The 11,919-nt window shown below is 42.9% G+C and carries 14 protein-coding genes; 12 read left to right on the top strand and 2 right to left on the bottom strand.

Going from position 1 to position 11,919, the window contains the following annotated elements; translation table 11 throughout:
- Positions 1-17 precede the first annotated feature (17 nt).
- The 12 genes from LTAR_RS15775 to LTAR_RS15720 all read left to right on the top strand — a co-directional run bounded on the left by LTAR_RS15775 (position 18) and on the right by LTAR_RS15720 (position 11,146).
- Entirely contained in the window at positions 18-560 is a 543-nt protein-coding gene (locus tag LTAR_RS15775) for an NADH-quinone oxidoreductase subunit B family protein (RefSeq protein ID WP_062423275.1), read from the top strand.
- Positions 561-582: 22 nt separating this feature from the next.
- Complete coding sequence (locus tag LTAR_RS15770; protein WP_062423274.1) at positions 583-2,010, top strand: Ni/Fe hydrogenase subunit alpha; 1,428 nt, start codon at positions 583-585, stop codon at positions 2,008-2,010.
- Positions 2,011-2,135: 125 nt separating this feature from the next.
- Entirely contained in the window at positions 2,136-2,588 is a 453-nt protein-coding gene (locus LTAR_RS15765) for a hypothetical protein (protein WP_139044603.1), read from the top strand.
- A 49-nt stretch (positions 2,589-2,637) separates the two neighbouring features.
- Entirely contained in the window at positions 2,638-3,741 is a 1,104-nt protein-coding gene (locus LTAR_RS15760; protein WP_236686625.1) for a formylglycine-generating enzyme family protein, read from the top strand.
- 100 nt (positions 3,742-3,841) lie between these two features.
- Positions 3,842-4,186: a hydrogenase maturation nickel metallochaperone HypA gene (gene hypA, locus LTAR_RS15755; RefSeq protein ID WP_062423271.1), complete on the top strand. Its 345-nt coding sequence runs from the start codon at positions 3,842-3,844 to the stop codon at positions 4,184-4,186.
- Positions 4,187-4,194: 8 nt separating this feature from the next.
- Positions 4,195-4,863 (top strand): hydrogenase nickel incorporation protein HypB, encoded by a 669-nt coding sequence (hypB, locus tag LTAR_RS15750; protein WP_062423270.1) that lies wholly within the window; start codon positions 4,195-4,197, stop codon positions 4,861-4,863.
- Positions 4,864-4,870: 7 nt separating this feature from the next.
- Positions 4,871-7,153 carry a carbamoyltransferase HypF gene (hypF, locus tag LTAR_RS15745; protein ID WP_081420026.1) on the top strand — a complete coding sequence of 761 codons (2,283 nt, stop codon included), beginning with the start codon at positions 4,871-4,873 and terminating at the stop codon, positions 7,151-7,153.
- 9 nt (positions 7,154-7,162) lie between these two features.
- On the top strand, positions 7,163-7,420 hold the full coding sequence (locus tag LTAR_RS15740; protein ID WP_062423269.1) for a HypC/HybG/HupF family hydrogenase formation chaperone: 258 nt from the start codon (positions 7,163-7,165) through the stop codon (positions 7,418-7,420).
- A gap of 17 nt (positions 7,421-7,437) precedes the next feature.
- Positions 7,438-8,550 (top strand): hydrogenase formation protein HypD, encoded by a 1,113-nt coding sequence (hypD, locus tag LTAR_RS15735; RefSeq protein ID WP_062423361.1) that lies wholly within the window; start codon positions 7,438-7,440, stop codon positions 8,548-8,550.
- Positions 8,540-9,616: a hydrogenase expression/formation protein HypE gene (gene hypE, locus LTAR_RS15730; protein WP_062423268.1), complete on the top strand. Its 1,077-nt coding sequence runs from the start codon at positions 8,540-8,542 to the stop codon at positions 9,614-9,616. The genes hypD and hypE overlap by 11 nt, the downstream gene beginning before the upstream one ends.
- Positions 9,617-9,695: 79 nt before the next feature.
- Positions 9,696-10,496, top strand: a complete 801-nt coding sequence (locus LTAR_RS15725; RefSeq protein ID WP_062423267.1) for a class I SAM-dependent methyltransferase — start codon at positions 9,696-9,698, stop codon at positions 10,494-10,496.
- Between the two features lie 2 nt (positions 10,497-10,498).
- Complete coding sequence (locus tag LTAR_RS15720; protein WP_062423266.1) at positions 10,499-11,146, top strand: PIG-L deacetylase family protein; 648 nt, start codon at positions 10,499-10,501, stop codon at positions 11,144-11,146.
- 41 nt (positions 11,147-11,187) lie between these two features.
- On the opposite strand, the gene LTAR_RS15715 is transcribed toward LTAR_RS15720, so the two are convergent.
- Complete coding sequence (locus LTAR_RS15715; RefSeq protein WP_062423360.1) at positions 11,188-11,505, bottom strand: Rieske (2Fe-2S) protein; 318 nt, start codon at positions 11,503-11,505, stop codon at positions 11,188-11,190.
- A 5-nt stretch (positions 11,506-11,510) separates the two neighbouring features.
- Positions 11,511-11,909: a Fe-S cluster assembly sulfur transfer protein SufU gene (gene sufU, locus LTAR_RS15710; protein WP_062423265.1), complete on the bottom strand. Its 399-nt coding sequence runs from the start codon at positions 11,907-11,909 to the stop codon at positions 11,511-11,513.
- Between the last annotated feature and the right edge of the window lie 10 nt (positions 11,910-11,919).

Below are 11,919 nucleotides of genomic sequence, written 5' to 3'. Positions count from 1 at the left end.
TAATATAAGGAGTAATCATGGCAAAACCAAAAATAGCATCAGACTGGTTGGCTGGCTGCGCGGGCTGCCACATGTCATTACTGGATATTGATGAACGTATCGTCAAGGTCGCTGAACTAACAGATCTCCGCGCCACTCCCATAACAGACCTCAAAGAACCAGACGAAAGCGGCGTCGATGTAGGTATTCTTGAGGGTGGGATCAACAATACATACAACGAAGAAGTGGCTCATCGAATGCGCAACCGCTGTGGACTCCTTGTTGCCCTAGGTGACTGCGCCGTCTTTGGTGGTGTACCAGCCATGCGCAATTTCTTTACTCTGGAAGAAACTCTCCGTCGTGCATATGTAGAGACAGAATCTACAGAACCGAACAGTGCCGTTCCTTCTGATCCTGAATTGGCAAAACCAACCGAGGTACGCGCTCTTCAAGATGTAGTGCCAGTAGATATTTATGTCCCTGGTTGCCCTCCCAGTCCAGAGGTGATCTTCCATGTATTGAGTGAGCTGGCACAGGGCCGCCGTCCGGAAATTAAAGGCGACCTGCTGGACTGGCATTAGAGGTAATGAGGAGATATAGAAAATGCCTGCACAAAAAATAACGATTGAACCGGTTACACGTATTGAAGGTCATGCTAAGGTGACCATCCACCTGGATGAAAAAGGGGATGTCTCGCATGCTTACCTGCATGTGAATGAGTTCCGCGGTTTTGAAAAATTCTGCGAAGGCCGTATGGTCTTTGAAATGCCGTATATCACACCGCGTATTTGCGGTATCTGCCCGGTTAGTCATCACCTGGCGGCTGCCAAAGCCGGTGATGCAGTGATGGGCACTCCTCCACCGCGTCCAGCCTCGCTTTTACGTGAATTAATGCACATGGGGCAGATTGTCCAGAGCCATGGCATGCATTTCTTTGAACTGGCCGGACCGGATCTTCTTCTCGGATTTGATGCCGATCCGGCAATACGCAATGTGGTTGGCGTCATTGGAGCCAACCCGGAACTGGCATTAAAGGCAGTGAACTTACGTAAATGGGGTCAGGAGATCATTTCCATTCTTGGTGGCCGCCGCATACACCCCCTCTTCGCAGTTCCCGGCGGTGTTAATAAATCTCTCAAACCTGCCGAGCGTGAGGCTATTCTAAAAGACCTCGATGCCCAGATTGAAACAACGAAAATTGGTCTGCAGATCATTAAAGATTGGGCTGCCGCCAATAAAGAAGATATCGATAAATTTGCAGTTTTCCCGACGGGATACTTTGGTCTGGTGACTCCCAAAAATGGTCTTGAATTATTTGAAGGCAAAATCCGTTTGTTGGATAAATCGGGCAAGCAGCTCGAACTGTTCGAAGGCAAGAATTACCTTGACTATATTGCAGAACATGTCGAAAATTGGTCTTACCTAAAGTTCCCCTATTATAAACGTCTGGGCTATCCTGATGGTGTGTATCGTGTTGGTCCACTTGGCCGCTTGAACATTGCCGATGTAATTGAAACCCCGATGGCCAATGAAGAATTAAAACTTTTCAAACAAATCAACAATGGTAAACCGGTTGAAAATACACTTCATTATCACTATGCCCGGTTAATTGAAACATTATTTGCGATCGAACGGATTCGAATTCTGCTGGACGATCCTGATATTTTCAGCACCGATATCATGAACACCAAGAAAAACTTCCAGGGTGTTGGTGTTGGAGTCATTGAGGCACCTCGTGGCACATTGATCCATCATTACTGGGCTAATGAAAATGGACAATTGGAAAAAGTAAACCTGATTGTCTCCACCGGTCATAACAACTGGGCTATGAGCAACGCTGTAGACAGTGTCGCAAAAACGTATATCTCCGGCCAACAGGTACGTGAAGGCCTGTTGAACCGCGTAGAAGCCGCTGTCCGTGCTCATGATCCCTGCCTGTCTTGCTCTACGCATGCTGTCGGCCAGATGCCGATGATTGTAGATATCGTAGATCCTGAAGGATCCACAATTCAAACGTTGAGACGGGATTAATAAATTCTATTAAGAAAAGGGCGATGCCTTCCTCGTTGGCATCGCCCTTCTTTATTTTGATTACTATGAATATACCTTCAACTATTTTTATTGGATATGGTAATCCTGACCGTCAGGATGATGGTGTGGCCTGGCATATTCTGGCAAACCTTGCGCAAAAGCTTGGTAAACCTGTACCGACAAGTTGGGAAGAACCCTTTGAGATTGGGAAAGAATATCCCCATTTGCTGTTTCAATTGCAATTAAATCCTGAAGTGACCGAAACTCTGGCTCAATATCAAATTGTTTGTTTCGTTGATGCCCATACCGGCGATATTCCAAATGACATCCAATTTGGAGAAGTGTCAGAAGGGTACCAAACATCCCCTTTTACACATCATATGACGGCAGAAGCTTGTTTGAAGCTGACAAACACCCTTTACAGGTCAGAACCCAAAGCTTATCTACTGTCAGTACGAGGATATTCTTTTGGATTCGCACAAAACCTATCTCCACAAACGGCCTTCCTTTCTGCTATTGCAGCAAATAAAGCCTGGGATTGGTTGAATAATCTTCCACCTGACTTAACAGGTATATAATTTTTTCAGAAATAATTAGCAGAATAGATTGATGGAGGGGTATATGGTCATGTCGGATCATTTTTCTACTTTTGTTATTCTCTTCTTTTTCGGTTTCATTCTTTCTGCTTGTATTGGTTCTGTCTCGAAAAATTCCGGCAATACACCATCGCTTATTCCATCATTAGAAGCTTCTAGATCTCCAACGGCTGTTGAGGTTACATCCACAATTCCTTCAACAGCTACTCCATTACCTTCTGCCACATATACTCTTACTCCAACAGAAACACTGACTCCAACTCCCAGTCTTGGAATTGGTTCATCATTTGTTCGTGATGCCGATAAAATGACAATGATGTATGTTCCAGAAGGTGAATTCCTGATGGGATTAAGTGATGAAGAAATCGATTCAATTCTGAAATCCAATCTCTGCAAGAATGATCCATGCAAAAAATCTAGTTTTATAGAAGAACAACCACAACATAAAGTATATCTTGACGCTTTTTGGATAGACCAAACAGAAGTAACCAATGCCATGTTCTCTAAATGTGTGGCAGATAAAGCTTGTAAAGCACCGGGAAAATTTGTCGATCCAGATCACCCACAATGGTATGGTAATAAAAAATTTGATAATTATCCCGTTGTTCTAATCACCTGGCAGCAGGCAACTGATTACTGCCATTGGGCTGGAGGGTCACTCCCAACTGAGGCACAATGGGAAAAGGCTGCCAGAGGAACGGATGGCAGGTTATTTCCCTGGGGGAACGATCAAGACCCATTAAAAGCAAATACCTGCGACAAGAATTGTATTGGTGGAGCCAGCAAAGATTTTTCAGTAAATGATGGGTATCCTGAAACCTCTCCTGTCGGTTCATTTCCTCAAGGTGCCAGTCCTTACGGTGTGTTGGATATGGCAGGAAATGTTTATGAGTATATTTCTGATTGGAAATTCGATTTCTATTATTCAGAATCTCCATATAAAAATCCCACCGGCCCGCAGACTCCGATTCCGCCAAATCCCAATTTAATAAATCCTTATCCATGCCACTCATTACGTGGTGGTGCCTGGGATGAAGCATTTGGCGCACCTCATCTGGTTTCTTCGAGGAATTGTGGCGGTACAGGAACATTCCATTGCCTTGGGTTTCGGTGTGTAGTAAATATAAAGCAGTGATTCCAACCACTTGCTTACATATCATCAAGTTTAATATTTTATTGCATCTATATGACCTTTATTATCCGTTTTTCCAAGGAAAAGAAGATATAATTGCTCTGTGCATGAATTAGCTGTTACTGAATCAATATTACAGATTTCAGAAAAATATGCCAGAGAAGCTGATGCCCTGAAAGTTACTGGTATAAATCTGGTGATTGGAAAGTTATCCAGTATTGTAGATGATTCCGTTCAGTTTTACTGGGACATCATCAGCAATAATAGTCTTTGTAAAGGAGCATTGCTTCATTTTGAACGCCGTGATGCTGTTTTACATTGTAATCAGTGTTCCGTAGAATATCGTATTGATACATCACTTCAACCCTGCCCTAACTGTGGAAGTCCTGATGTAAAAATAATCTCAGGTGAAGAGTTCTTTGTAGACAGCATTGAGATAGAAAAGTGAGATTGCCTATGAATGCCATACGTGTTCCTGTTGTAGAAAAAATCTTGAGCGCCAATGATCAACTGGCATCACAAAATCATGCCCTGTTAAAGAGCAAGCATGTCTTTTCCATCAATATCATGGCTTCTCCAGGTGCCGGTAAAACAAGCGTTATTCTCCAGACAATCAAAGGATTACAGGGTCGCTTGAAAATCGGCGTTATAGAAGGTGACACATCAGCTGTGACCATTGATGCCGACAAAGTCAATGAAATGGGCGTACCGGCTGTACAGATAAACACTGGCGGCGATTGTCATCTGGATGCCGTTATGGTTGCCGGCGGACTTCAACAACTACCGCTTGACGATATTGATTTGATGATTATTGAAAATGTGGGCAATCTTGTTTGTCCTGCTGCATTTGATCTTGGTACAGATATTAATGTTTTGATTGCTTCCGTTCCAGAGGGTGATGATAAACCTTATAAATATCCGGCCATCTATCGTGGTCTGGATGTTTTGATTTTGAATAAAATGGATCTTCTTCCTTATATCAAATTCCGCCCAGATTATTTCAAAGAAGGCGTTGAAATGCTGAATCCGGGTCTTCAAACCTTCCCTGTCTCCTGCGTAACAGGTGAGGGAATTTCTGCATGGCTGGATTGGCTGGAAAAAAGAGTCAAAGAGGAAATCCGGTAGAGGTTGGATGGACGAGCTTTTCGGTCTAGCCATCCATGTGCGTGGAATAGTTCAGGGTGTTGGTTTTCGGCCGTTTGTCTATCAACTTGCGGTAAAGAATAACCTGTGCGGATGGGTATGCAATTCCTCCAACGGAGTTGAGATTGAACTCAACGGTGAAAAACCCGCCATTGAGTTATTTCTCTCTGAATTGAAATCATCCCCACCACCACTTTCTCGTATCGATAATCTATCATTCCATGAAATACCTGTAAATGGCTATGCGCAATTTGACATTATTGAAAGTCGATCAGATCCATCGCATTTCATCCCTATTTCTCCGGATATGGCAATATGCCCTGATTGTCTAAAGGAATTATTTGATCCATCCAATCGGCGGTACCGATATCCATTTATCAACTGCACGAATTGCGGTCCGAGATTTTCAATCATTAAGAACATTCCTTATGACCGTCCATTTACCACCATGGCAGAATTCCCCATGTGTCCGGATTGCCGACAGGAATATGAAAACCCATTGGACCGTCGCTTTCATGCCCAACCGATTGCCTGCTCTGCCTGTGGGCCAACCATTTCTTATGTTGAACAGAATCAGCAAATAGATCGGAATGAATCTGCACTTCAGTATGCTCGAAATGCCATCCGATCAGGAAAAATTCTGGCTATAAAGGGACTCGGTGGATTTCATTTCGCCTGTGATGCAGCCAATACATCTGCAGTTCGCGAATTACGGAATAGAAAAAAAAGGGTAGAAAAACCTTTCGCCTTAATGGCTTTTTCCATTGAGTCAATAAGAAAATTTTGCAATATATCATCAGAAGAAATCAAATTATTGGAAACTCGTCAACGCCCTATCGTTCTTTTGAGAAAAAGATCAGACTGTTCACTCCCGGAAGAATTGGCACCAGGTCAATCGAATCTGGGGTTTATGCTTCCTTATACACCACTGCATTACCTGCTTCTGGAGCCAGCAAATGATTTCCCGGAAGTATTGGTGATGACTAGCGGGAATCTCAGCGAAGAACCTATAGCATATGAAGATCAAGATGCTGAAATTCGTCTCTCTCCCCTTGCTGATGCATTTTTGACTCACAACCGCGGTATTCACATGCGGGTGGATGATTCTGTAATGCGTGTGATGGATCATAGTCCTGTATTTATAAGAAGGTCACGCGGTTTTGCTCCTGATCCGATAACATTGCCATTTACTGTTCCCTCCATATTCGCAGCGGGAGCAGAATTGAAAAATCACTTTACCCTTACACGCGATTCCTATGCATTTCACAGTCACTTCATTGGAGATCTTGAGAACTTCGAGACTCTTCAATCCTATACACAGGCAGTATGTCACTTTGAGAGATTGTTTCGTATTCAACCGGAGATAATTGCCTGCGATCTTCACCCTGATTATCTTTCTACGAGGTATGCACTTGAAAGAGGGCAAAAGGATGGGAAACCTGTTATTCCAGTACAACATCACCATGCCCATCTGGCGGCCTGCTTGCTCGATAACACATGGGACTCTGATGAACCAGTCATTGGTTTGACTTTCGACGGTACAGGTTACGGAACTGATGGAACTATCTGGGGAGGTGAGGTCTTAATTGGTGGTTACAAAGGCTTTCAACGACGCTTCCACCTTTCCAGGTTCGTATTACCGGGAGGTGACAAAGCCATTAAGAATCCATCCAGAATTGCATTATCTCTACTACACTCTTTAAACTTGCCCTGGTCTTCCGGGCTTCCCTGTGTTCAATCCTTTTCAAAGACTGAATTGAATGTAGTCTCTTCCCAGATTATTCATAAGGTTAATTCCCCGGAAACTACATCCATGGGTCGTCTTTTTGATGGAATATCCTCTCTAATCGGAATTCGGCAGAAGGTTACCTACGAAGGTCAAGCAGCCATAGAACTTGAAGCCTGTTCAGACCCATTAGAAACCGGGTGCTATTATTTTGATATTCAACCTGATACCATTAATTATTCTCCTGTTCTTCATTCCATAATGAATGATTTTCAAACGGGGCTCTCGGTTAGTACAATTTCTGCTCGTTTTCATAATGGTTTGGCGAATTTATGTAATTCACTGTGTGAAATAATAAGAAATGAGACAGGCATTTCTCATGTTGCCCTCAGTGGTGGTGTCTGGCAAAATGCTTTCCTTTTTTCCAAAACATCTGAAATATTAAAGAGTAACAATTTCCATGTTTTATCGCATCATCAAGTTCCCACTAATGATGCCTGTATTTCATTGGGTCAGGCTGTTATAGCCGCCCGGATGAATCTTTAGGAGGTTCAAATGTGTCTGGCCGTTCCCGGAAAAATCATCGAAATATATGATTCTGGTGGTATGCGCATGTGCAAAATCGATTTTGGCGGTGTTATTCGTGAAGCCTGCCTTCAGGCATTACCTGATGCAAAAGTAGGTGAATTCACCATAATCCATGCCGGTTTTGCCTTGAATACTTTAAGTGAAGAAGAAGCACAAGAAACGTTGGAAGCTCTTCGTGAATTGGGCGAAATTGAAAATGAATTGGATGCAGGAGCTGTTCTGTGACATCAGATACCTTTTCCATGTTAAACCAGTTTCGGAATGCCAACCTTGTCAAAGCAGGTATTTCTGAAATACATCGCATTACAACCCGACACTGGGCGATCATGGAAATTTGTGGTGGACAGACTCATGCCATCCTGAGGTATGGATTGGATGAATTGCTTCCAGAAAATATCGAACTGGTACATGGACCTGGTTGTCCTGTTTGTGTCACGCCACTGGAATTGATAGATAAGGCTTTAGCCATTGCAGCTCAACCCAATGTAATTTTCACAACTTTTGGTGATATGATGCGTGTTCCCGGATCATCTCGTGATCTGTTCAGTCTCAAAGCGGAAGGCGCCCAGGTACGCATCGTCTATTCTCCATTGGACGCGATAAAAATAGCTGTAGAAAATCCAGATAAGCAGGTTGTATTCTTTGCCATAGGTTTTGAAACCACAGCTCCAGTAAATGCGATGAGCGTTTTACAGGCCAAGAATTTAGGGTTAAAGAATTTTTCCATTCTGGTATCACAGGTTTGTGTTCCTCCGGCTATGCATGCTATTCTTGGTGCCCCGCAAAATCGTGTCCAAGGCTTTCTGGCAGCAGGTCATGTTTGTTCAGTTATGGGATACTGGGAATATCCTCCGATTGCAGAGAAATATAATATTCCCATTGTTGTCACCGGATTTGAACCTCTTGATCTGGTAGAAGGGATTCTTTTTACAATCAGGCAGCTTGAAACCGGTAAACATGTAGTCGAAAATGCTTATTCACGTGTAGTTTCGGAAAACGGAAATTTACCTGCGCAAGAAATGATCCGCTTGGTATTCGAACCATGCGATCGTAGTTGGCGGGGTATTGGTGAAATTCCAATGAGCGGTCTTGGATTGCGAAAAGAATTTAATAATTACAATGCCGAATCCCGTTTTGAAATTGGAAATATTCAAACCAAAGAATCAGATATTTGCATCGCCGGCCAGATTTTACAGGGAATAAAGAAACCACCAGAATGCCCTGCATTTGGAACCATATGCAACCAGGATCATCCTTTGGGAGCTACGATGGTTTCATCGGAAGGCGCCTGTGCCGCCTATTTAAGGTATGGTAGAGCACGAAAAGGTATATCGGAGAATCAATATGCCAGTTAATTTGTCTTCGTTTGAAGGTCCTGTATGCCCTGTTCCTATATATCATCGGGACCAAATTGTGATGGGACATGGAAGCGGTGGTCGTATGACAGCCGACTTAATCCGTGATATTTTTCAACCTGCATTTAGTAATCCTTCTCTAGATGAAGGCAACGATTTTGCCAGTGTGTCCGTCCCTACCTTTAATACATCCAACGGGCGATTGATCGTATCTGTCGATTCGCACATCGTAAAACCAGTATTTTTCCCCGGAGGAGACATTGGCCGTTTGGCCATCTGTGGAACCGTCAACGATGTTGCCGTCTCTGGCGCAAAACCGCTATATATAACCGCTGGCTTCATTCTTGAAGAAGGATTACCAATCAGCACACTTCAATCAATCGTCCAATCCATGAAATCTGCTGCCGATGAAGCCGGTGTGAATGTTGTTGCTGGCGACACTAAAGTGGTTGAAAAAGGTGGTGCTGACCAGATTTTCATTACAACGACTGGCTTTGGATGGTTGGATTCAACCATCCAGATTGGCGGGCAATATGCCAGACCAGGTGATTCAATTTTAGTATCGGGTACATTGGGAGATCATGGAATTGCTGTACTTTCTGCCCGGGGCGAATTGGGGTTTGAAACCTCCGTTTGTTCTGATACTGCCCCATTAAATCACCTTGTGGACACAATTCTTCAAGCATCACCACATACTCATGTTTTAAGAGACCCTACCCGCGGTGGGGTGGCAACAACATTGAATGAAATTGCCAATCAGAGTCATGTTGGAATCACTCTGGTAGAAGAGAGTATTCCATTAAATCCGGCTACACGTTCTGCCTGTGATATGTTGGGATTTGATCCTTTATATGTAGCCAATGAAGGTAAATTAATCGTAATCGTTCCTCAGGAAGAAGCGCAAATTGTCCTGAATTCAATGAAACAGACAAAGTACGGCAAAGATTCGGCGATCATTGGTCAAATTACATCAAATCACCCCGGGCAAGTACTTATGCAGACACCTATTGGTGGCACTCGCCTTCTGGATGTTCTTGCCGGAGAAATGCTGCCGCGAATTTGTTGATATATTTGCTTGAAGTTTCATGTCTCGTCATTTATACTTGATCCATTCTGAACAAATATCCCAAACCTGAGAGGGTTCTATGAAAATCGATTACCAGGAAACAACAAACGACCTCTTAAAAAGAATTGATATCCATAATAAATATGGCGGCCGCGACATCGATGCTTGGATGTTGGATCTCATTCAATTGAAGCAGGGTGATAAAATTCTGGATGTCGGATGCGGCGCCGGAAAACAGTGTTTTTCTTATTACAAACATTTAAAAGGTCAGGCCAATATCACCGGTGGCGATGTTTCGGATGAATTATTGTCAGAGGCAAAAGAAGAAAATCATAAATACAATGACGCTGTTACATTCATGACGTTAAATTTCAACAGGCCATTCGACCTTCCTGAAAACACATTTGATTTTGAATCGTGCTGTTTTGCCATTTATTATGCAGAAGATATTCCATTCACTATTCGTGAAATGCACCGTGTATTGAAACCTGGTGGTCGTTTGTTTACAAGCGGACCCATGCCAACCAATAAACAGCTATTCTATGATGTGATTCGTGAAGCTACTGGAAAGACAATTCCTCCAATGCCCGGAAGCTCCCGCTACGAAAGCCAGATTCTAGCCAGCATGCGTGCAACCTTCTCTAAAGTAGACGTTCATGTCTTTGAGAATCCGCTTACTTTTGAATCGGCTGAACCATTCATTGAATATACGCGTGCCTCCCTTTCAGAAGATCGTAAGCTTTGGACCAGTTTCTTCAAAGATAAATCTGAATTTGAAGATATCATGAATAAAATCAAAACCGTAGCAGAAAAACGCATCAAATCTGACGGTAAATTAGTAATGACCAAAGTTGTTGGTGGATTCCTCGCCACAAAATAACTATGGCCGAATCGCTGACTTTTTCTGGCAAACGAATTTGCTTTTTAGGAGCACATCCTGATGATATTGAATTGGGTGCTGGCGCACTTATCGCACAAGTAGCCGGTCAATCAGATATCCGTTGTGTAACTCTTTCTGACAATCAGAAGAATCCTGAATTGCACCATTTGGTTGAAGAGCATTATGCCAGCATGGCCAGGCTGGGTATTCCTCAGGAAAAGGTCATACTTGGACAGTTTGAAACCCGCCGGTTTCCACATGCCCGTCAGGAAATTCTGGAATTCATGATCGAACTGAATAAAAGCTTCAAACCAGATATTGTGTTTGTACATACACGTGCTGATATCCATCAAGATCATGGCACCGTGACGGAAGAAGCACTTCGAGCCTTTCGAGGAACAACTGTACTTGGCTTTGATGTTATTCGTTCAAGTTATGGTTTCTTCCCGAATTTTCTTGTGGAAGTCAGTGAAGATGATGTTCGTAAAAAGATCGAAGCATTGCAACAATACACAACATATTCAACAAGATACTATTTCAATGCCGAACTTACCCGTGCAACATTGATCCGATATGGTGCTATTGCCGAACGCCGTTACGCAGAAGGATTTGATATCCTGAGGGTAATTGGCAAATTTGGATATAATTAATAAAAACAACCTCCTAGGTCTTTATTCAGGAGGTTGTTTTTTTAGATTTTTATAAATATTTTTCCATCTTCTACTTTGATCTGATAAGACGGGACATCTCTAAAAGCGGGAGATTTTGTTGCTTTGCCTGATCGAATATCAAATCGAGCTCCATGCCGTGGACAGACGACTTCGTAACCATCAACCTGTCCGTCGCCCACTGGACCATTATCGTGAGTGCAAACATCACCAATGGCGAATAATTTCCCACCCAGATTAAAAATCACGATTGGTTGTTCATTAATCTCAATGAATAACCGTTCATTGAGCGGTATATCCTGTTCTTGAGCTACATAAAGAAATTCAGTTTTTTCTTCCATCAGGATCAATCCAGATCAGATAATTCCGATTCTTTTCCCACGCCATAGACACCAGCTTTCACCACTTTGAGCGGCAGGAGAGCGCATTTTAACCGGACTGCCCCAAGTTCTATTCCGAGCAGGTCAAGAACATCCTGTTTTGTCAATTTCTTTACGTCTTCAACTTTTTTCCCAATAATTGCTTCCATCAATAAATCTGCAGAAGCCTGTGATATAGCACATCCGTGTCCACTGTACTTTGCTTCAGTGACAATACCTGAATCATTTACTCTTATGTCTACACGAATATGATCACCGCAAACTGGATTCTCATCTTCATATGTGTAATCATTTGGATCCAATTCTCCGCGAAATCCGGGGTTTTTATAATGTTCTATGATGATTTCCCTGTAAAGATCATCCATGATTCACCAT

This window comes from Leptolinea tardivitalis, from assembly GCF_001050275.1.
In the GTDB taxonomy this organism is placed as follows: domain Bacteria; phylum Chloroflexota; class Anaerolineae; order Anaerolineales; family Anaerolineaceae; genus Leptolinea; species Leptolinea tardivitalis.
Note: the sequence above shows the minus strand (reverse complement) of the source record. Positions and strands in the feature narration are given on the sequence as shown.